General features: G+C 58.5%; 20 protein-coding genes and 1 pseudogene. 4 read left to right on the forward strand and 17 right to left on the reverse strand.

All coding sequences use genetic code 11. From position 1 onward, the window contains the following. Window positions 1–196: pseudogene (locus NKJ88_RS32105) on the forward strand (transposase); the annotation flags it as partial. Window positions 197–1111: 915 nt separating this feature from the next. Continuing rightward, window positions 1112–1807, forward strand: a complete 696-nt coding sequence (locus NKJ88_RS32110; protein ID WP_352446870.1) for an OmpW/AlkL family protein — start codon at window positions 1112–1114, stop codon at window positions 1805–1807. 355 nt (window positions 1808–2162) lie between these two features. Here NKJ88_RS32110 and NKJ88_RS32115 read toward each other — a convergent pair whose 3' ends face one another. Both NKJ88_RS32115 and NKJ88_RS32120 read right to left on the reverse strand, forming a co-directional pair. After that, window positions 2163–2378, reverse strand: a complete 216-nt coding sequence (locus NKJ88_RS32115) for a helix-turn-helix domain-containing protein (protein WP_023682784.1) — start codon at window positions 2376–2378, stop codon at window positions 2163–2165. Between the two features lie 175 nt (window positions 2379–2553). Continuing rightward, a complete protein-coding gene (locus NKJ88_RS32120) occupies window positions 2554–2832 on the reverse strand; it encodes a helix-turn-helix domain-containing protein (RefSeq protein ID WP_352446871.1) in 279 nt (92 codons plus the stop codon). A 92-nt stretch (window positions 2833–2924) separates the two neighbouring features. On the opposite strand from NKJ88_RS32120, the gene NKJ88_RS32125 reads away from it, so the two are divergent. After that, window positions 2925–3203 carry a DNA -binding domain-containing protein gene (locus NKJ88_RS32125; RefSeq protein WP_352446872.1) on the forward strand — a complete coding sequence of 93 codons (279 nt, stop codon included), beginning with the start codon at window positions 2925–2927 and terminating at the stop codon, window positions 3201–3203. A gap of 8 nt (window positions 3204–3211) precedes the next feature. On the opposite strand, the gene NKJ88_RS32130 is transcribed toward NKJ88_RS32125, so the two are convergent. The 15 genes from NKJ88_RS32130 to NKJ88_RS32200 form a co-directional block, all read right to left on the reverse strand. Continuing rightward, a complete protein-coding gene (locus NKJ88_RS32130; protein ID WP_352446885.1) occupies window positions 3212–3643 on the reverse strand; it encodes a DUF2285 domain-containing protein in 432 nt (143 codons plus the stop codon). A gap of 28 nt (window positions 3644–3671) precedes the next feature. Next, a complete protein-coding gene (locus NKJ88_RS32135) occupies window positions 3672–4022 on the reverse strand; it encodes a transcriptional regulator domain-containing protein (RefSeq protein WP_352446873.1) in 351 nt (116 codons plus the stop codon). A gap of 33 nt (window positions 4023–4055) precedes the next feature. Next, window positions 4056–4682, reverse strand: coding sequence for an acyl-homoserine-lactone synthase (locus NKJ88_RS32140; RefSeq protein ID WP_352446874.1), 627 nt, complete (start codon window positions 4680–4682; stop codon window positions 4056–4058). Between the two features lie 90 nt (window positions 4683–4772). After that, window positions 4773–5501: a LuxR family transcriptional regulator gene (locus NKJ88_RS32145; RefSeq protein WP_352446875.1), complete on the reverse strand. Its 729-nt coding sequence runs from the start codon at window positions 5499–5501 to the stop codon at window positions 4773–4775. A gap of 530 nt (window positions 5502–6031) precedes the next feature. After that, window positions 6032–7438, reverse strand: a complete 1407-nt coding sequence (locus NKJ88_RS32150) for an aminotransferase (protein WP_352446876.1) — start codon at window positions 7436–7438, stop codon at window positions 6032–6034. Window positions 7439–8388: 950 nt separating this feature from the next. Further along, complete coding sequence (locus NKJ88_RS32155) at window positions 8389–8883, reverse strand: Mov34/MPN/PAD-1 family protein (RefSeq protein WP_031203875.1); 495 nt, start codon at window positions 8881–8883, stop codon at window positions 8389–8391. Next, window positions 8883–10685: a ThiF family adenylyltransferase gene (locus NKJ88_RS32160; protein ID WP_352446877.1), complete on the reverse strand. Its 1803-nt coding sequence runs from the start codon at window positions 10683–10685 to the stop codon at window positions 8883–8885. Before NKJ88_RS32160 ends, NKJ88_RS32155 begins: the two co-directional genes overlap by 1 nt. Before the next feature lie 419 nt (window positions 10686–11104). After that, window positions 11105–11602, reverse strand: coding sequence for an Lrp/AsnC family transcriptional regulator (locus NKJ88_RS32165; protein ID WP_352446878.1), 498 nt, complete (start codon window positions 11600–11602; stop codon window positions 11105–11107). Between the two features lie 494 nt (window positions 11603–12096). Continuing rightward, the gene (locus NKJ88_RS32170; RefSeq protein ID WP_352446879.1) at window positions 12097–13641 is read right to left on the reverse strand and encodes a fumarate hydratase; all 1545 of its coding nucleotides are present in this window, start codon (window positions 13639–13641) and stop codon (window positions 12097–12099) included. A 6-nt stretch (window positions 13642–13647) separates the two neighbouring features. Further along, window positions 13648–15081, reverse strand: coding sequence for an aldehyde dehydrogenase family protein (locus tag NKJ88_RS32175; RefSeq protein ID WP_352446880.1), 1434 nt, complete (start codon window positions 15079–15081; stop codon window positions 13648–13650). Window positions 15082–15283: 202 nt separating this feature from the next. Continuing rightward, complete coding sequence (locus NKJ88_RS32180) at window positions 15284–16210, reverse strand: LysR family transcriptional regulator (RefSeq protein ID WP_352446881.1); 927 nt, start codon at window positions 16208–16210, stop codon at window positions 15284–15286. Window positions 16211–16338: 128 nt separating this feature from the next. Next, window positions 16339–17241 carry an HpcH/HpaI aldolase/citrate lyase family protein gene (locus NKJ88_RS32185; protein ID WP_352446882.1) on the reverse strand — a complete coding sequence of 301 codons (903 nt, stop codon included), beginning with the start codon at window positions 17239–17241 and terminating at the stop codon, window positions 16339–16341. Between the two features lie 124 nt (window positions 17242–17365). Continuing rightward, entirely contained in the window at window positions 17366–18517 is a 1152-nt protein-coding gene (locus tag NKJ88_RS32190) for a CaiB/BaiF CoA transferase family protein (protein ID WP_352446886.1), read from the reverse strand. 19 nt (window positions 18518–18536) lie between these two features. Beyond that, window positions 18537–19784, reverse strand: a complete 1248-nt coding sequence (locus NKJ88_RS32195; RefSeq protein WP_352446887.1) for a methylaspartate ammonia-lyase — start codon at window positions 19782–19784, stop codon at window positions 18537–18539. A 67-nt stretch (window positions 19785–19851) separates the two neighbouring features. Next, entirely contained in the window at window positions 19852–20844 is a 993-nt protein-coding gene (locus NKJ88_RS32200) for a succinylglutamate desuccinylase/aspartoacylase family protein (RefSeq protein ID WP_352446883.1), read from the reverse strand. Between NKJ88_RS32200 and NKJ88_RS32205 the strand changes: the two genes are divergently transcribed. Beyond that, the gene (locus tag NKJ88_RS32205; protein WP_352446884.1) at window positions 20843–21151 is read left to right on the forward strand and encodes a hypothetical protein; all 309 of its coding nucleotides are present in this window, start codon (window positions 20843–20845) and stop codon (window positions 21149–21151) included. The two genes, NKJ88_RS32200 and NKJ88_RS32205, sit on opposite strands and share 2 nt — an antisense overlap. The last annotated feature ends 517 nt before the right edge of the window (window positions 21152–21668 follow it).

Consider the following 21668-nt stretch of genomic DNA (forward strand, 5'->3'; position numbering starts at 1 on the left):
ATGCTGGAGCGGCTCAACGAGGAAATCCGCCGGCGCACCTATGTCGTGCGCATCTTCCCCAACACCGAAAGCTGCCTGCGCCTGGTCAGGGCCTTTGGCCGTAGAGACCAACGAAAACTGGATGGAGGCCAACCGCTACATCAACATGGACGACCTGCGCGAGCACAAGAAGCTCGCTCTGCGCCAAGCCGCATGACCTAGCATCAGTGGCCGCCCACCTTTTGCAGAACTGGACGCACACACCCTCATGTCCGCCGCGAGGCCTCTCTCATCGGGAAGCAATTCTTTATGTGGGTGAAGGATCGATGCTCATGCTCAGATGGTTGCGGATGGGCGCAAGCCCGGGCCTAAGCGCATCAATAATTGAGCGATATGGGACCTTCACCAACCGGATTGTCGAATCTCTGTACAGATAGCCGGAACAGAATTGGTTATGGCCATTCTGCCGGTCCAAAGCACGACACCGTTCCATCCCTGCGGCTCAATCCAGGCGGAGGGATGAGGCAGCAGTCTTTTGCGCGCCCACCGGTCGGCCAGGAATGGGAGCCGTCGTAAACGCAGTTATTCGATGATCGCCGCCGCGGAGCTCCTCAGGCCGTGCCGTTGGCCGTCACCGCCAACTTCGTGGTCGTCAATCGCCCCGTCGCCGATGTCATTCCGAAGCTCGGCCAGTTCGCGGTGAGCTTCACTGCATTCCGCGGTGCCCACCGAGCTCGCACAGGAGGTTCTATCAGGGCGGTCACGGCTGCACTCGTTGTCGGGTCTGCGACAAAGTCGACATGAGGCACACGGCAGTCAGAGCATGTCATTGTTGTGAAATGATTTTCTCGTTTGGCACGACACGTGCAGCACTATCCGCAAACGCGCTGCAGCAAGGACTGAGGAGAAATCATGCCATGAGCGAGCCTGCCGAACATGGTCGCAAAGCTGCAGGCCCCTTTGGTATTCCCGCTTACTTCTAAGTGAGTATAGTCGATGATTGCGAGCACGGCGCAAATAGTGTGTGCGCGGTCTGGCGCACACTGCGCATGAGCGCTCCGCCAATCTCGCGCAATTTGCAAGAGTTTTCGTAGTTCAGTGCATCATTTCTGAAGAGCAAGGAGAGAATATCATGGCAAGAAAGCGAATGGGCGTGGCGCGGGGCGTAACAGCGGCCATCGTCCTGATGCTGATGGGACAGCAGGCCGTGGCGGCCGAGCTTGCGCAAGCCGCGAGCGTCCCGCAGGCTGGAGCCGCGGTCACGGAATGGCCAAATCCTTGGCAGGTCCGCCTGCGCGCGTTGGGGGTCATTACTGAGGATTCGGGCCACGTCAATGCAGTGCCCGGCTCCGGTCTTTCCTATTCGAACACTGTGAGGCCGGAGCTCGATATCTCCTATTACTTCACGGACAACATCGCCACGGAGCTTATCCTCGGCACCACCTACGCCAACATTGAGGGCCAAGGAGCGATCGGCGCGCTGGGCAATGTCGGCAAGGTTTGGCTGCTGCCGCCCACGCTCACATTGCAGTATCATTTTACCAATTTCGGCGCTTTCAAGCCCTATGTCGGCGCCGGCGTGAACTACACGATATTCTATAACCAGCATGCCGGCAGTGCAGATGCTCTCCATGTTAAGAACACGTTCGGCACCGCGCTGCAGGTCGGGTTCGACTACATGGTGGATCAGCACTGGGGCGTCAATTTCGACGTGAAGAAGCTTTTCCTGAAGCCAGACTTCGAGGTCACAGTGGACGGCGCGAAGCTGACGGGAAAGGCGGAGCTCGATCCCTGGTTGATAGGCGCAGGCGTCACCTACCGCTTCTAACAACGAAAGGTGAAGGCGGCTGCTGATAGCCGTTGAAATGAAGGGCGCGTCTTGTGCGCCCTTTTTCCGCCGGCCCTGAACGGGCGACACTTGAAGAAGCCATTGTCCCGCTTCCGGGGAAAGGCCAACAGACTAACCGCGCCGCCGCAAAGGCGGCGGCCGTCACAGCCCGAAGGGCTGCCCACGCCAAGGGGCGAAGCCGAATGGCTGAGACCGCCTGAGCTTGCCGAAGAAAGCGGGCTCGGTTCACGAGCACCGGCTGCGAAGGCGCGCGGGCGTTCCTGTCAGCAGCATGAATGCCTGAAAACCTTCTGGCCGAGTCTCATCAACCGCGTTTTGGTCCCCACTTCCAGATTTATTCAGAATGAGGGTTGAGTAGATCGGCCGGATCGATTCCGAGCACTCTGGCGAGTTTCGCCACCGTATCAATGCTGGCGGCATAGACCGAGCGCTCAAGTGCGCTGACATATGTTCGGTCAACGCCAGCCTCATGCGCCAGCGCTTCCTGGGACAATTTCTTTTTTTGACGATGCCTACGCAGATTGCGGGCAAAGACCTCTCGGATTTCCATGCACGAGAAGCCACCCTCTTGTCGAGGATTTCACCACGGAGTATTCTCTACAAAGGTCAGAGACAACAAAGCGCGAGCGGCTGCACGGCATCATTTCGCGAGGGCAAATCCCCTGAGCCGTGAACTCAAGGACGGGAATCGTGAAGTTTGGCAGCCAAAACAAAGCGCACGCCATCTACAGGCCACGAGCGCGACGCAATTGTGCCAGAAGCTCGCAAGGATCGATACCGAGAGCCTCGGCGACGTCGACAAACTCAATGACGTCCAGCCGACGTTCACCACCCTCGTACTTGGCCACGAAGGATTGTGGGCGGCCCAACATATCAGCAACCTGGGTCTGGGTGGCCCCTTTGGATTTGCGCGCCGCAATCAGCCGTTGTAGCAGCCGGCGCTGGCGAGCTGATCGAAGTGATTTCGGCATCAGACGAACCGGGCCAAGAAGGAACCGGCTCATGGACTAACCCCAGTTTCGGATTATCCCATTTTAGGATATTGTGTGGTCAGAGATCTGCGCGGCGCGGGATAGGTCTTACGGCGAGAGATGAAATGGTCGACAGATTGTTCAAACCTGCTGTTGCCGACGAGGTCCCATGGGCGGAGAGCCTGACCACTTACGACGATGAGCACTTCACGACATATTTGAAGCTCTTAGATGCATGCGCCGGCAATGCCAGCGAAGAAGAGATGGCCCAGGCGATATTGGGAATTGATCCGGTGCAAGAGCCCGCGCGCGCCCAAAGGGCGGTTCGCAGCCATCTCGCGCGCGCCCACTGGCTGGTTGTGGCGGGGTACAAGGAGCTGTTCTCTGGCCGCCAAAAGGCCTGATGGTGGCGTTATAGAAGAAGACGCTTATAACCACCATTCATTAGCGAGAGCCCGCGTCTGACTGCACGGCGGACGCTGTCTCGAAGATGGTCACCGGGGTCGGCCCAGTCCTGCTCGACACGGGCTCTGCCGAAGAGAGCAAGGCCGATTTCGCGGTGTGATACGCCAGCGATGAAGCCGTCGAGAGCATGCAAGACTCGGCGCAACCGCGAGCTACGGGGCTCGGTCGGAAAGAATCCTGATTGCAGCCTGCCGGTCCAACAGAGGCTGTTCAGACATTCCAACGCGTTCAGGCGTTGCTTCAGTTCCTCTGGCGCCCAGAGGACGGAGCATGTCAATCGCACAGGTTCGAGGATGCTGACGCCGGAAGCAGCCAGCTGCAAGCTCCTGCCACTGTCCTCGACCAGGAGGTGCTGATGCCCATCCCGTGTGACGAGCATGGAGATGCGGCAGGAGTGCCGGGCGAGATCAAGCAAGTCGACCCCGCGCGACCGCGCCGCCGTTTCGGCGACAACGGGCAAAACACGCGGACATTGGCAGGGGCACCAAAAGACGCTCGCATCTGTTCCTTTTGAGCTTGCAAAACAGAAGGCCCCACCGCGAGAGATCAACAGTATTCGAAGCCAGGCTGATAATGTCCATGGACCGGGCGTTCGTGCGTTCGGCACCGCGTAGCACGTTCGCCAGATCCTTTTGGAAGTCCGGATTGCGCCTGAGGAATTCCCAGGCCCAGCCTCGGCTGGTGAGCTGGTCGACATAGCCATAGGCACCATCATCTTGCCTGTCCGGCCAAGCAGGGCCAGGTCTTGTTTCGTCCATTGTATCATTTCCAGAAAAGGTCGGATGGCAGGCTCAGGCGATCTTAATGACCGGGGTCCACAGGACCGGGCCTTTGAGCCCGCCATTGCGACGGAGGGCTTCCAAGCTCTCTCTCGAGACGTCGAGATATCCGGCAACGGCGCGTGTGTTGCCAATTGTTTGCGGATGGGACAACCGTTCGAGTCGCCAGCCGGCGCGACGCAAAATCCGCTCTATGCGCAGATCGGTTACGGTGACGATGCTGCGCAGACCGCGTGACAAACCAAACTCGACCATTCCGGCAAACAGCTCGTAGGTGCCAATTGCGATGCCCGCCTGTTTGGGCGCGGAAGCAGGCAGATCAAGCGCAAAACGGCTGCTTTCCCAAACACGTGGATCTTCCGGCGCTGGACGGTCGGCAAGAAGAGCGAAGAAGCTATCACGCAGCATCGTCGGTCCTGTAGTCGGCAACAGGCGCACGCAGCCGTCGATTCGTCCGGCGGGCGCACGCAGCAATAGGTAATGGGGACGAAGCGCATCGAACGGATCGACCTCAAAGCAGCCGCTGAATGAAACGTCCCAATGAAGTCGATCCCTGAAAACGCGATACCGCAAGCGATGCATCTGCTCGAGCTCGTCGCTGAACTCAGCGTAACAACCCGGCGTGATCAACTGCAACATGATGGCCTTCTCCTCGCATGGATAGCACCTGCGATTGAAGGCAAAGGCCGGAGTTGAAACAACCTGTGTATGTGCCCAGGTTCCGGGAGGTCAGGTGAAGAGAGATGGCCGCGACAGTGCAAGCCGAACAGCTGCCTGAATAGCCGTCTTCACGCCAAGCTTCTTCTTGGCGTTATCCCGATGATAGGCTGCGGTGCTCCGACTGATTCCCAAGATGCGGCCGATTTCCCACGCCGTCTTGCCCCGAGCCGCCCACTTCAGACACTCCATTTCCCTTCGAGATAGGGTAACGCCATCCACGGTCCTGCCGTCGGCCAGCTTGCGACAGGCATGAAGATGGAAGAAGATCGCGATGAGTTCGAGCGCGCGGTCATATCGATTAATCAGGCGAAAGAACGGTGGTCGCCTTTCATCGGAGGCGAAGGTCAGTGCTGCAAAATTACCGGTTCTGTCATGGATCGGGATCGTGAAGCCGCAGTGAATGCCAAATTGCGTCGCCTCATCCATCAGTTGTCGCTGCTGCGTCGATAGTTCGAGATCAGCACCGTGCGCATCCCAATTGAATGGTTCCTGACCACCCCGCGCTTGATGAATTACCGGGTCAATCTTTTCATACCGACTGTGAAGGTAGTGAGATGTCCAGGATTGAGGGTAGGTGGAAATCAGGCGCACCTTGCGGCCCTTGCCAGAAGAAGTAAAAAAATAGGCGAAAGACGGCAAATCGAGCGAAGAGGCAATCTCGCCCAGAGCGTTGCGCAGGTCAGTCGCGTCAGCGCTGTCTGCGATCTGCCCTACAAATCTATGAAAAGCGTCTTGCATAGCTAAACTGCAGTGAGTTCTGGCCCCCTCCAGGAGCCAAGACGGGCGGGCCAATGCGCAGCCATTCTGGGTGAAGGCCCGGCCGGAGACTGAGCTCCGTGCCGGGCCGTGCGCCTTGGGAGGGCGATACGTGCTTCGACGGCGCTGTTATCGACGTTGAGACCTCATTCCAGCGCCATCTGTTAACAGGGTGACAGTTGTCCTCTTGGGTTTGCACTTCATTGCGGTCGGGCTGTCTTTTTGCGTACGGCTTGAGACTGCTCCATGGAGGAGCTCAGCCTCACGGTTTATTGGGGTGTGAGAGCGTCACCTCTACATTCTTGCAGCAGCTCACGTGAGCGTCTTCGCACGCGAAGGCGGCACTGTGTTTTTCGAGATTGGCGTCGCATTTCGGAATCGGCTCGCACACCCTCCATGCAAGTTGCCTTAGAAGCGAAGCGGATTGTTGCGCCCCCTGCTCATGAGGCCACAGGGCTGCCGCACGTGAATATCCTGGCCGATCCGAGTTAAAGGCGTCATCTCACGCCAGATCATAACGCGCCTTCCGCCTGCAGAGCGCGATAGGTCGTATCGACTGATTTCGCAGTCGCATCGACGATGATGTCGATCTCTTTTCGGGTAATGATCAAAGGTGGGGCAAAGCCGAGAATATCCCCATGCGGCATGGCGCGGCCTATGACGCCATTTTCAAACAAAGCAGCGGCGACCCGCACGCCGACCTGAAGTCCGGGTTCAAATGGCACCCGGCCCTTCGGATCCCCCATCAGCTCCACGGCGGCTAAAATGCCGATGCCACGAACCTCGCCGACAATGGGATGTCCTTCCAGTTCGGCTTTCATGCGGGCTTGCCAATAGGGTCCGACGTCCCGAACATGTTCCAGGATGTTTCTTTCTTTTAGCAATTTGATGTTGGCAAGCGCTGCGGCAGCACAAAGCGTGTGACCGGAATATGTCCAGCCATGGCCGAGTGGGCCGTGCTTTTCCGTTCCTTGTTCCAACACCGACCAGACGCGATCGCCGATGATTGACCCGGAGATAGGGAGGTAGGCTGAACTCAAGCCCTTGGCGATGGTCACGAAATCCGGACGGATGCCATAGAGATGGGAACCGAATTTCTCACCGGTTCGCGCGAAGCCGCAGACCACCTCATCGGCGATAAGAAGGATATCGTACTTGTCAAGCACTCCTTGGATCGCGGCCCAGTATCCCTTAGGGGGCGGAACGATGCCGCCGGTCCCAAGTACCGGCTCTCCGATGAAGGCGGCAACCGTCTCTGGACCCTCTGCAAGAATAAGAGCTTCAAGTTCGCTGGCACAGCGCCTGGAGAACGCTTCCTCATTTTCGCCGTCGCGCGCCTGGCGATAGTAGTGTGGGGTCGTCGTATGGCGAACCAAATTCAGAGGCAGGTCGAAGAAATCGTGAAAAAACGGAAGGCCTGTCAGGCTTCCGGTGACCAGCCCGGACCCGTGATATCCGCGATTGCGCGAGATGATCTTCTTCTTTTCAGGGCGACCGAGGATGTTATTGTAGTACCAGACCAGCTTGATGTTGGTTTCATTGGCGTCCGAGCCGGAAAGGCCAAAATAGACCCTTCGCATGTTCTGACCGAAATATTCGACCACGGCCTCTGCCAAGAGGGCAACCGGCGCCGTGCCTTGACTGGCATAGACATGCGCGAACGGCAGCTCATGCGCTTGCCGGGCGATCGCTTCGGCGATCTCCGTGCATCCATATCCCATGTTGACACAGTAAAGCCCTCCGAAACCGTCAAGGCTCTTTCGGCCGTCGGTATCCCATATGTACACGCCTTCCGCACCGGCCATGATCCGGTTTGGCGTCTCGCCGCGGCTGTGCTTGGCCAAGTGCGTGGACGGATGGAAGACGAAGCTTCGATCCTTCTCCCGCAGTTGCTCGGTTCCCAGATTACTCAAGCTCATAGTTCCTCTCCTCGCGAGCAGTAGGCAGAAGACACTCACCCAGCCACCTATCAAAAACAAGCATACCCGCAAACACCTCTCGAGTTTCGCGGGACTGCACGTCTTTAGCCGACGAATTCGCGAAAATCGGCTCGAACGCAGTGAAAACCAAGGTTTCTGGAGTTACCTTCTCCTTGAGGCGCATAAGGGGATCAGTGCGGCCGCCGTGTTCGCCGTCGGATGTTTGCGAAAGGTACCGCATAAACCGCGGGGACTGATATGGGAGATGCGCTGTCCGAAGTCCCCATCCAGCAGCCCAACAGAACCTTCGCGATGTGTTCTTCGTGTCGCCGGGATATGTTCGGGCATATGAAGATGCGCACGCTCGTGGCGGCAAGCTTTGGCTATTCAGGACTGCCACCCTCGCTAAGCGGATTCGCAGCGTTGTGAAGGCGTTGGGATCGCTGAGTCGCGCGGCAGGGGAAGCATGCTCGAGAAGCCCCTCCGCAGTCTCCTCATCGAGCAGCAAAGGTCCCCTCTTCACATCACGATCGACTTACGATCCCAGGACCTACTCTAATAGTTTCTTCTCTCGCACAGATTGGACGGGCACGCCAATGCTCGACACCGTGTCCACACAGCAGTGGACGCTTCCATCTGTCCCGATTGCAACTGGCTGTCTCCATCTTCAAGCCGTGGTCTTCATCACGGAAGAACTGCTCGATGACCCAGCGCTGCGTGTAGAAGCGACATCGGCCAGTTCGCGGCGGAGCAGGTTGTCGCATGGGTGGTAGGAGCAGCCAATGCAGCGGGTCCGCGCCGGCGGGCTCGGCCGTTTGCGACTTCACCCGCTGCAGCCCACGCCGTCTGGCAGACCGTCCTCGCGCAGGTTTGCCGGACCGTCGCCGGACCGAAGCGGATGTCAGGTCATGCCTTTCATCAAGCCGCCGGCATCTGCGGGTGCAGAGATTTCAAAAGGCCCTTATCTGCACCGGATCGAGATGCAGCTTGTCCCAGAGTACCACGCGCGGCACCGTTTGTGCTCGCCACGCTGTCAGCTGCCATGTCCCGGAAGAACCCCATAGAATCATCATCAGCGGCAGTGCGCAGCGCGCTTCTGGCGTGGTGATAACGCGGCGAAGGACGCCGCGGTCGGTCCAACTCAGCGCGCCGCTCGGAGCGCCGGGGTGGCTATGCCAGTCACCAAGGTAAGTCTCGCGGCGACCCGAACTCTCATAGTGGGCGGCAATCTGCTCAACCTGCCATTGCTGATCCGGCTGGAACCGAAAGCGCTCGTGAAGGGCGCCGGGTCCGGGACCAATCATGGCGGCTACGACGGCGGTATCAGGACTCAACCACCAGCCCATGAACGTGCCGCCGGTCTCTAATGGGAATTTGGTGTCGGCTTCGTCCGCACATTCCTGAATCAGGGTGTTAGGCAGCCAGGCATCGACATCCGGCAACATCAATGCCCGCCCCAGCAGTCCCGATGTATTGGCAGCGGATCGACACGCCAGCTCGGCGGACAGCGCGCTCGTTCATCATCAACAAAGCTGAGTGTCTGCACGACCGAACCCTCGTCCGCCTTGCCCGAGAGGGTATCGATGGCCAGCCTCACCGCCTGCAGCGAGAGTTCCTGCAGATCATACGCGGCACCGGTGAATGTGCGTTCGCTGCACCCGGCCGGCTGGGTCAGGGCCTCGTCACCGGCATCCTGTCCTGGCGGGGGTTCCATCTCGTTCTTGTGCCATGCGTGCAAAAGGCAATTCGGGCAGCCGCTTTCGCGGACGTGCCGGACAACGGTGCCGCCCTCCAGCGTCGGCGTCGCGGACATGCTTATGAGGGGAACGGCTGCGCTTCGGCAGCGGTCATCGAGCAGCGTTGTAACGGCGTGCGAAGCGCTGCCGTCGATAACGAGATCGGCGTCCTTGATGAGCGAGTCGAGTATATCGTCGTCACCCGGATCGCTCAGAGCCTGCGCCGCAATACCTATAAAATGCGAATGGCTACGGACTTCCGTTGCCGGATACTGGCGAGCCAGAAAACCCTGCAAGGCTTCTGTCTTGCGCCGACCCCACGCGGCTGCGCCCAGCGGCCAGCGGATCGTGTTTCCAGGCTCAAGAATGTCATGTTCAACGAGATCGAGGGTGCCGCATCCGTTGCGAGCAAGTTCGATCGCTACCGGTGCGCCGACGGCGCCAACACCGACGACAAGGATCCGCTTTTCTTTGAGGAATGCAACGGCCGGAACACGCCAGCCAATGTCGACCGGCCCGGCGCGAGAAACGGGCAGCGCCGTGATACGCAATGATTTGGGGGCTTTGTTCTTCTTCGGCTCAAAGCCGTGTGCATGACCGAAGACCATGACGAAGCACCAGCCGAGGCCCGTCTCGCCAAAGCCGAGCTCGCTCGGATAGACGAGTGCGCGGAGGTCAAACTTCAGACCTGAACCGTACTTTCGTGGCCGGGTACGCTGGAGCCATGAGTAATCTTGGCGGAGCCTTTTTAGCTGTGCGTCGAGCTGAGGTTCGGGCAGCATCGTGTCTTTTGATCTTACCCACGGAACCTCCAGCTGATTCTTCGCGTCGGCCAGGTCGGCTGGGAGCGGACCCGCCCATTGGTGAAGCACTTGGCCATCCTCAGCGCGAACCTCTTCGACATAGGCCCTGACCGCCGGAATATGGATTGGACCGTTCTCGGCCTCCACTTTGACCGTTTGATCTTGGATGTAACGCAGCTGCAATGTGCCCTGCGAGGCGTCGCCGACATCCCAGCCGCTGTCGATCAGACAATAAGATCCGGAATTACGGCCAAGGTTGTTCCACCAGTATTCGGCAGGCTCGCCCTGCTGGTCTTCCTCACCGGTACCACGCACGGAATCGGCGAGCTGTTTTTCGAGCAACGTGCAGAGCGTCCAGCCCGGTGTCCACTGCCGGGTGTCGCGGCCGAGCAGGCAGAGATTGCCCTCGATAGGACTGCGGTGGCGCGTCGGCGGTGGGTCAAGGCCGGCGAGCAGAAAGACCTGAGGCCGAAAGTGCGGGTAAGCGTCGGGAAAGACAGCCTGCAACCGAAGGGTCGTCGCCCTATCGAGCGGCCAGTCGAGAGTTAGCGACAATCGCCCGGAAGAGAGGGCCTGCTCGTCAATCTCAGGCGTTATTCCGGCTGCGTACAGCGCGTCGAGTTCGTACTTAAGCCGCCCCGGATAACGCTTCTCCCAGCGGGGAACTGGCTGCGCCGGGGCCGTTATGGATGAATCGGGATCAACCATCCTCTCATCCCACCTTGCGCGGCGGGGGTACGGGCGGAACGGGCGGCCCCGGCGGAACATTGTGAGGCGGCCCAGAAGGCACTCCGTGAGGCGGTCCTTTTCCCGGATTATCTGGTGGTCCCTTTCCGGGGTTGTCGGGTCTTCCAGCCATAATTCCCTCCATATCTACATAGCTGTGAGCTTGTGGCAGAGCAGGCACTCAAAGGTCTTTGGCATTATGTGCTCTGAGCTTAGATCCTGGCCGAATGACTTTTCGAACTCTTAACGCTTCGCTGCTCTTCGCCCGAAAAATTGAAGCAGAACACTCGGTTGAGGGCTCGTTATATCCGCAACGGCCTCTCGGATTTCTCGGAAATGCGCGTATCTCACCGATGAATTCGCGGAATCGGGACTAGTTGCCGACGGAAACGCTTCAGAGTTCATCTCCGCTTGAATGAGGACAACGGAATCGGTGAATTGGCTTTCACTGGCTTCGTCACGACAAGGCTGTAGTATTGGTTGATCCCCAATCCTGCCTGCAGGAGTCCCTCCATGAAATCTTGATACGCAGCCATGGAGGCAGACGAAACGCGCATCAGATAATCGATACGTCCCCCAATTGCCCAGCAGTCCAGGATTTCCGGGACGTTTTGGATGGCAGCCTCGAAATGCCTTTGATCCTCAAGACGATGGCGGTCCAAAACCACTTCCACCATTATAGAGATTATGCCCCCGATGAGGGCTGGACTGAGTCGCGCATAGAATCCCTCAATGATGCCTGCGGCTTGCAGCACCCGGAGCCGTTCTGAACAGGCCGACGCTGAAAGGTGAACACGCTTTGCGAGCTCGCTTTTTGAAATCCGACCATCTGATTGGATCTCTGAGAGAATCCGGATATCCCAATCGTCTAGTTGCACAGGATTTGGTTTCGACTTCATGATTTGTTGCTCTCAAACTGGTCGAAGGGCAGTGGTGCCAGAAATTCTATCATCGATCGACGCGAGGGAGTTTAGTGGACATTATCTGTCTTCGGCCCGAAACGGGTCAGTGAGGCTAGGAATGTCATCTGACTGGGGGCGATCCAATCAGAATGGATGCAGAACAGTTGGGCATTGCCCTTCCCTATGCGATGACGCACAGAGTGGTGATCGCGTCTCGGCATCGATCTGGGCGTAAATGGATGGTCAGTAACGGCGCTACTTTACCTGGTTGGCACTCTCGGCAGTTCCCGAGCATCGATCGCGTGGACGGCGTGGTCGATGCAGTGGTTACATCAGCGCATTTGGCTTGGAGATGAATTGAAGGCCTTTCTTCTTTGGCTCGCCGAGGAGCCTAGGCACCGCAAATGCCGCCCGTGTTGTCCGCTACGGCCCAGAGTCCCGCCCGGCCCGATTCGCGACATTGAGCCTGGCCGGATCGCCCAGCTGAAGACTCAAACGCCGATGCTGCGGGCGATGCTGTCGGCCGCCATGCGCTTACGCCACTCAAGGGGCCCGGAACTATGAATGGAGTTCCCCTCAACATCGACAGCCATGATAACCGGCATGTCCTGCACGTCGAATTCATAGATGGCTTCCATGCCCAGGTCTTCAAAGGCAACGATCCGTGACGCCTTGATCGATTTTGAAATCAGGTATGCAGCGCCACCCACCGCGATGAGATAGGGTGTTCTGTGTCTGACAATCGACTCGATGGCCGCGGGTCCCCTCTCCGCCTTACCTAGCATCGCGAAGAGCCCGGTCTCGGCGAGGATCTTTTCAGCAAAAGCGTCCATCCGGCTGGCGGTTGTTGGGCCAGCAGGCCCGACGACCTCATCCCTCACCGCGCGGACGGGTCCGACGTAGTAGATCACGCGTCCCCGCAGATCGACCGGGAGCGGCTTGCCGGCATCGATCAGGTCGACCATTCGCTGGTGGGCGGCGTCACGGCCCGTCAACATCTTTCCGGACAAAAGAAGGGTTTCCCCGCAGCGCCAGGATGCCGTCTCTTCCCTGGTGAGCGCATCGACATTGACCCGACGGACGCCGGTTCTGTGCAAATCCTCATCACCGATCTGGGGCCATTCGGAAAGGTCGGGTAGTTGGAGCTGAACCGGTCCTGTGCCGTCCAAGATAAACTTCAGGTGCCGGTTGGCGGCGCATTGCGGAATGAGCGCCACAGGCTTGGACGCAACATGGGTTGGATAGGTAGCGACTTTGACGTCAACGACTGTCGTCAGGCCGCCTAGTCCCTGAGCACCGATGCCAAGCGCATTAATTCGTTCATAAAGCTCAACCCGCAGTGCCTCCTCCGCACTTGACGGCCCCCTGGCAATCAGTTCCGACATATCGATGGGCTGGTTCATAGCCTCCTTCGCCAGCAGCATCGCCTTTTCAGCGCTGCCACCAATGCCGACCGAGATCAGGCCGGGCGGACACCATCCGCTGCCCAGCGTCGAAACGGTGTCGACTACCCAGTCGGCAACGGACGCACTGGGATTCAGGGTGGTTAAACGCGCCTTGTTTTCGGAGCCGCCCCCTTTTGCGGTGATGGTAATCTCAATCCGGTTGCCGGGTACCAGGTCGACGTGGACGACTGCCGGCGTGTTGTCACGGGTGTTCACCCGCCCGGCAAGCGGATCCGAGACGATCGATGGTCGAAGGGGATTGTCCGGGTCGAGATATGCCTGGCGGACGCCCTCGTTGACGAGGTCCGCGAAACTGGCCGTTGATTTGATCCGGACGCCCATGCCGACCTTCGCAAAGACCACCACGAGGCCGGTATCCTGGCAGATCGGCCGCCGTCCAAAGGCCGCCATGCGGGAGTTCAGCAAGATTTGCCCTATGGCATTCTTAGCCGCCGGACTCTGTTCGCGTGAGTAGGCCTGCGAAAGGTTCAGGATATAGTCGGGCGGATGGTAATACGAGATGTACTGCAGGGCGTCGGCGACGCTCCTTGTGATATCCTTACCGGCAATGTTCCGTGTTGTTTTATTCACCGAATGTCATCCCAATGACCCAAGCCCGTTGACCAGTTTCAGGCTTTGGAAGCTCCGCAATCCCTGCTCGCCCCCTTCATATCCGTAGCCGCTTTGTTTGACGCCACCGTATGGTGCATCTGCGGAAACCCCTTTCAGGTAATTTACGCTGATCGCGCCTGCCGAAAGACCGCCGATCAGCGCGCGTTTTGCACCGGCGGCGCCGGCGAAGAAGTAGGCAGCCAAGCCATACTCGGTGGCGTTGGCTTCTTCGATCGCCTCCTCGATCGTGTCGAAAGGTGCGACGGTGAGGATCGGCCCGAACGGCTCGTCATGAAGCACTTTCGCATCCTTTGGGACCCCTGTCAGGATGGTTGGTGGCCAGTAAAAACCCGGCTGGTCGAGGCGGGTGCCGCCGGTTTCGATACCGGCGCCGCGATCGACAGCATCCTGGATCAGACGCTGCATGGCCTCGATTCGCCGCGCGTTTGCCATCGGTCCCATCTCCGTGGCCGGATCGTCTGGCGGGCCGATCTTGATCTTGCGAGCGGCTTCCGTCATCAGGGACAGAAATTCCTCGTAGAGATTTCGCGCGACGAGGATCCTGCTGGGCGCATTGCAGCTTTGGCCCGCGCACTCGAACTTGTATTCCGCAATTGCCGGAACGGCCTTTGCGAGATCCGCATCATCGCATACAACGACCGGGGAGTGCCCACCGAGTTCAAGGATGCACCGCTGCAAGTTATTGGCGGCGAGCTTGGCGAGTTGTTTTCCAACCTCAGTAGAGCCGGTGAATGTTAGGACTTTGATGATCGGCGAGTTGAGGAGATGCCGGGATATTTGCACCGGAACGCCGAAGACGAGATTGACCACGCCGTCCGGAATACCCGCTTGTTGCAAGGCTTCGACGAAATGGACAGCCGCGCTTGGTGTCTCTTCAGCCCCCTTGAGGATCACCGGGCACCCTGCAGCCAAAGCAGGGGCGAGCTTGCGAGCGATGAGAACGGCGGGATAGTTCCAAGGCGTAAAGGCAGCAACGACGCCAATTGGCTCGGGGACGATCATCCGGTTCGGGCCCATCGGAGTAGGGGCCGACAACTCTTCCGCGTGCGTTCCGTTCCACTCCAGCGTTTCGACAGCGCGCGCGTATTCACCAGTCGCTTCTGCAATCGTCTTTCCCTGTTCGGCTGACAGGTCCCTAGCCGCCGATTCAACCTTCGCCGCCAGAATTTTGGCGGCTGCTAGGAGAATCTCGCCACGATGTTTTGCAGGCCGCGAGGACCAGGCCTTGCGGCTGCGCTCTGCCGAAGCGAGGGCCTCATCCAGATCCGGTATCGTCGCCGAGGCCACCGAGGCAAATACCATCTCCGTCGCCGGATTGATTACCGGCACAGTGGCTCCGCTACCACCGGCTCGCCATCTGCCATTGATAAAAAGCTGATAGCTCGTGGCGTTGGACATTCCATGCTCCGGTTGAGTATTTCTGCCTGTGCGAGACCAGCCGATCTCTCCGACCATCGGCTCACTTCTCTGCAGTCTCATCGCGATGGTCACGCCGGGTCAAATATGGAATATCGCCCAAAGCCATCTCGACTCCAGATTGACACCACTCAGGCGGCCACGAAGAGCGATAACACTGGGAAGAACTCGGTTTGGGGTATGCCTAAACCCGGTCCGGAACCGTGGCCGACCAGTGCCTGCCCTCGATCAAAGTCTTTACGACCTTGGGGATCAGCTTGCGAACCGCAGACACCGCTGGAGAGCGCTCATCTTTCGGGTTGACGGCAAGCACAACGGAACGGGTAATCACCGGATCAACGATCTTAATCGTCCGGACTTGGCCCTGAGACGCCTCTTTCTGAATGGCCGACGGGGCAAGGATAGAATAGGCTTTTCCTTCCATGACCATGTTGATGATCGTAGAAAGGGAATCGACTTCGAATCTGACGTCCAGCACACACCCGTGCTGCGCAACGACATCAGCCACCGAACGCCTGACATAGTTGTTGCGCATCGGAACCGCCAGCGGAAACGCATGCAGGTCGGCGAGCGGTATCGAATCTTCGAAAGGCGGTTCACCCCGCGGCACTACCAGGCAAAGTTCTTCCCGTGCCAGCACCGTCATTCGCCCTACACTCTCGGCAGTCCGGTAAAGGACAGCCAGATTGAAGCGGCCAGCCGCCATCCACTCCTCGAGCGGTCCCGTCATGCCCTCGATCATCTTAAGCGAGATTCTCGGCAATTCGCTTCTTACCGATTCAAGCAGGGGACCGCTAAGGACGCGAGCGGCTCCGGACGGAATGCCAATGGTCACCTCTCCGGAAGGAGCAGCCACCGAGTTGGTCAGTTCCGCCTCAGTGAGTTGAACTTCCTTCAGGATGCTCCGACCGCGCTCAAGCAATCTTGCACCGGATGCCGTGACACTAACGCCGGTCCTGTCGCGTACCAACAGCTGGGTGCCGAAGCTTTCCTCTAGTTGACGCACATGAAGGCTTAGAGCGCTTTGAGCAATGTGCAGGATTGCAGCTGCCCTCGTGAAGCTGCCTGCCTCGACTACGCCGACAAAGTATCTTAATTGCCTGATGTCCACGATGAGCAATCCATCCGGGCATGATCCCCAGTGCTGTATATCTATCTCGAAACGAGATGGTCGACAAGTAAAAAACTGTCGGGCCATGAATCGAGAACCAGCGCCTGTCTGGCTACTGAAAAGGCAGGTCAGTTATTGTTGGCGAGGGCCAGTATCTCGTTGGCGCGCCGAACCACTGGCGGGTCTATCATCTTACCATTCAATGAGAATGCAGAGAGTCCACGCGTGGCGGCATCGTTTTCCGCGGCGACGACACAACGGGCCCACTCGAGTTCCTGTTCGCTTGGCGAGAAAGCCTCATTGAATATGGCCACCTGTGTTGGATGGACCGCCAAAGCTCCGGCAAAGCCAAGCCGCCGCGCCTGCACCGCGGCTTCACGAATTTTGTCAATGTCGGAGAAGTCGCCGATGCTTCCTACGAAGCCCAGCGGGAGCAAGCCGGCCGCACGGGCAGCAAAAAGAACAGAAAGGTTCGGCGTCAACAGAAGGTCGAATCCCGGAGCAGCGCCAACAGCGGCACTGAAATCTTCCGGACCGAGCGCCATCGCCACCATCCTTGGATGCGACGACGCAATAGCCGCGAGCCTTTGCAGGGCGCCGGGGGTCTCGATCTGCGCAAGAAACCGGATACCTCCCGGCGCAAGACTTCTTTCTCTTTCAAGTTCCGAAACCGCATTCGCGATCTCTGATACCCACTCCGCCGAATCCGTCTTCGGAAGAACCAGTGCGTTAACACCTGCTATCACCGCTGCATCGAGATCGGCCGCCAAGGCGCGCAAACCATGATTAACGCGGACCAAAACAGATGCGCCCTTCCGGCCCACCTTTGCCACGGATTCAGGGAGCTGCCGTCGTGCCTGGCCCTTCTGATGTTGCGGAACGGAGTCTTCCAGGTCGAGTATGACGCCATCTGCGCCGCGCTCACGGGCCGCCTCGACAAACCGCGGAACGTGAGCGGGAACGAAGAGCAAGGATCTCCAGCGCGGTACAGACATGGCGCTTTCGACGGCCGGAACATTGTCCTTGATCATGGAGTCGCCTCTGCGTTCCATTCTAGCGAGGGCGGTGGCATAATTGCTGGGCGGTGCACTGGGGGCCAGAGCAGGCACGCACTCTGCAAATGACGAGCACGGCCCTTACCGACAAGAGGCGCGCTCACGCTGATGCGGCTCGTTCGCGCAAACGCGCTAGAACCTCCTCGCGGACAGTCTCCGTATGGGCGCCGAGAGCCGGAACCGGGCGCAGGGAGGGGCGCTCAGAGTTGAAGATGGCCGCTGGCGCTATCGTCTCTACAGTTCCTTCAGGTATGCCAACCTGAACCCTGCGAACGTGGGGATGCTTTGAAATATCCGCCACTTCGTTCAGTCGCCCATATGCCAGACCGGCCGCCTCAAGCTCCAGCATTGCTTGGTGGCAGGACAGTTGGGAAAACCGCCGTTCGATAATCTCGTCAAGTTGCGCCCGATTACCGAGGCGCTCCATATTATCGGCAAAGCCAGGGGCGCGTGTGAGCTCCGGCTGCCTAAGAAATTTCCCGCAGAAGTTTATCCATTCACGGTCATTCTGAACCGAAAAGATGACGTCTTTGCCGTCGACGCAACGATAAGCGCCATACGGCGCAAGCGACGGGTGTTTCACGCCTGCACGTGCTGTGTGATAGCTGCTATAGTCGTGTTGCAGAACTGGTACATTCATCCAGTCGGCGATGGCGTCGAACAGTGAAACCTGAATGCTGACGCCGTCGCCGGTCCGCTCGCGGTGGAACAGCGCCTGGAGGATGGCACTATGCGCCGTCATGCCTGCCGAAATGTCGCAAACCGACACGCCTACCCGTGCGGGTCCCTGTTGAGTGCCGGTGATCGCACATAGACCTGTTTCGGCCTGGACGATGAGATCGTAAGCCTTCAAATGGGAATACGGCCCCCCCTCCCCGAAACCGGAGATGTCGCAAGTGATGAGCCGCGGAAACCGTCGACGGAGTTTCGCAGACCCGAACCCCAGTTTTTCGATACTGCCCGGCTTCAGATTCTGGATGAAGACGTCAGCATCGGCAATGAGCGCGTCGAGGACGTCGCGGTCCACCTCCAACCTCAGGTCTAGACACACGGACTCCTTGCCCCGGTTGAGCCATACGAAGTAAGCGCTCTGCCCCCGAACCAACTTGTCGTAGTTTCGGGCAAAGTCCCCTTCCGGCCGTTCGATCTTGATTACCCGGGCGCCGGCATCCGCAAGGCGAGACGACGCATAAGGCGCGGCAACGGCCTGCTCCACCGCAACGACGGTGATCCCCTCAAGGCTATTCTGCATTGGTGACACACCGCGCTTTTCACCCAACATTTTTAGGTGCTCGACGGTTCAGGATGGCGAGCAACCGGTTCTGTTCGTTGCCGACCGTGGAAAATGCCTCGTCGACACCCATTCCGGGCTTTGCAAGCATCATGTCGGCCTGGGTCGCGACTGAAATGTGGACTGAAACTTGGGCTGAGAGATCCGTCTCAGTACAGCTCCCCCCGACATACGCCCCGACGTTATTCGCTTTGCAGATGAGAACGGCGCGCGCCGTGTCGGCGACTGAGCCGACGTCTGGCGTCTTGATTTGCACCAGATGCGTAGCCTTCGCTTCAGCAAAGAGCCGAATGTCCTCAAGCGTGTTGCACCTCTCGTCTACCACAATGCGAGCGCTCGAACCCCGGTCATCCAAGATTGATACGATCCGGGCATAATTCTCAATTTGAGCCTGTGTAGAACCGAAGTCCGCCGGGGACTCGATGTTGATCGTAAAACCCGGAACAGTATTGGCTACCGTGCAAATAAAGTCGGCGATCCGTTGCGCATCCAAGCCCATTTCCTGGCCGATCCAGCCATACACATCGAAATGCAGTACCGGCTGATAGCCTGGGCGGCCGATCTCGCGCGTACGCATTGCAACCCACTTCACGAACTCCATGAAGGTCTGGCCATCGACGCCGAATTTCTGCCGTGAGTTGATCAGTCCATGGGGGAGCACATCCACGGCTTTCAGGATCATCTTGTCGACGTTTGTTTCGCGAGCATCACCGCTTTGACAGTAGATCGGGACCCTGCGCGTCGGCAGCGGTAGGTCAAATTCACTGCATATGATCTCCGCCATCGAGGTACGGTGAAGATGGGCCGCTGCGCGCAGGAGCGCCTGACTAACGCCGTACTCAAGCGCCAGAGGTAGCCGCTTGTGTTCGAAGGGCTCGAAAACCTTCGCGCATGCACCAAGATAATAAGAAGCATCGGCGTCAAGAAGCCGCGGCACCACAACACGCGAGGTCAAATTCGATATTTCAGCGGCTTCAAACACAGGATCGCGCCCGCCAGCACCAGAGTACTGCACGCTCATCATGTCGCCCCAAACAACGGTTTCGTCGGCGAGTACCAGCCCGATGCCAAGCGAAGATGCTGGAATGCGAATGGAATTGAATCCAGGCGTCGTCGGTTCGCCGACATAGATAAAGCCGTCCTGGATCGCGCCCGACCTAATGGCAGCCTGATCGTCATAGAAGAATGCGCCGTTGCCAGGGGCAAGGAGGACGTCTTTGATCTGCAATTCGGTCACTCAACTCACCCTGACGAGATTGAAATGGTTCCGCTGCTGGCACGCAAGGGCGCAGTGCTTATTTCAGCGGTCGAGCAATAAGCGCTACCACTTTGTTGACCTCGACATGCGCCCCCGATGCTATGGCCAAGACAATGGACGCTTCAGGCGCGCGGATATCAATGGACCCAGCGGAAAGTGAATCTATCGAATGCAGGATACCTATGAGATCTCCCTGCTTCACTTCATCCAGCACCGAGCGACGAGGTTCGAAGATGCCTGCCGCAGGCGATTTCAACTCATCGGACGGACGCGTTTCAAGCGTTTGGCCGGACCTCTGTTGACGGAAAGTTGGGTACTCGGCTTTTCCCTCAACCAGCCCGAGCGCGATGAGCGCGTTGCGCACTCCAGCCTCGTAGATCGCGAGGCTGTCCGCGCCGACAGTGCCACCACCGAATTCAGTGCAAACAAACACCTTGCCCTGGTGCTGGGCCGTGATATCAAACATTCCAGCCGTGTCATTGTGTTGCCAGACCAATGTCAAGGGCAATTTGAATCCTTCCGCCATTCTCACCGTCCTGGCCATGAGATCGGGATCGGCAATGGGGTGCGTCGTGGCCGCCGGTGGAAAATCCCACGTGGGTCCGAAGCTGTGCAGGTCAAATACGGTGTCGGCCATTGGCAACAATACGCGCGAAACGGCATCCGCGATTCGTTGCGTCACTGACCCGTCGGCCCGGCCCGGAAACACGCGGTTGAGGTTCAACCCGTCGAGCGGAGTATTGCGGCTCCAGGCCTGTACGCCCAATGGATTGAGCACCGGCAGGACGATGACTCGTCCACAGGTTTGCGCCTCTGGCAGCCACTTGATAATCCGCCAAGCAACGATTGGTCCCTCCAATTCATTGCCATGATTTCCGCCGGTAACAAGAAGGCGCGGTCCCTCTCCTTTATTAAGACTGAAGACCGGGAGTGAAAGCTCTCCGCAGTCGGCACCTGCCGGGACAACAAGATGCCCCCTGCCCAAGCCTGGCGTATCAAGATCGAACGTAAGATGTGGTGCTTTGCTCATGTTCAAATTGTTCCAGTATCAAGCGACCTTCGCCGGGCTGCTAGTATGCGCCAGCCTGTCTTCAATTCGCCAATATAATGTCTCGGACCGTACCATCCCGTTCTTAGATGGCCGCCGCCGGCTGGTGATGCCGCTGCTCGATTTCATAGGAAGAACTGGAACTTGGCCAGCGGCGGGCCCTGTCACAAACCGGCAGCATGCTTTATCCGCTACACTGGGCCAGCCCGTGTTAAGTCAGGCTTCTGCAGCTACTGAAGCGACAGGCACGACCTGGATGCCGATCATGCTTCGTAAGGATATGGCGTGATAGGTGCAAGTGATGGATGTATTGCCTTCACCGCATCTAGCACGAGCTCCTTTGGGATCGCGTCCCGACGATTTGTCGACAAAGCTGTTGGAAGTCGTTCCATTCGTTGTTCGAACGACGAGCCTGGGCGAGCATTTGTCTCAGCTCTCAATGTCACCGCCTGTCAAGGGTGTTTTTTGCCTCGTCCCTGCCTCGTAGACGACTGCCGTAGAGGTTGTCGTCGTTACGATCGCCCGAAGGAGCTCAGGCCCCTTTCAAAGCTTTCGCGACGTTGTCGATGGGGAGACGCAGTGGTTCGTCCAACGCGACCAATTTGCGACTCTAGTTTCGCTGTGCACGTGCAAGTTTGCCGCATGCGCATGTTGAGGATTTCGAAACAAGATGGAATTCGCCTCCACAATCGGTGCAGCAGCTGCCAGGTTTGAGTTCCCTGGATCGTGTCCCGCGGCGTGGTGTAGCTGGCGGCATTAGTCGCCGTGCTCTCCGGCATGGGCCGGGCTGATCAGCGCGCCACGGC

Origin of the sequence: Mesorhizobium sp. M0016, assembly GCF_040324035.1 — a bacterium.
Lineage (GTDB): Bacteria > Pseudomonadota > Alphaproteobacteria > Rhizobiales > Rhizobiaceae > Mesorhizobium.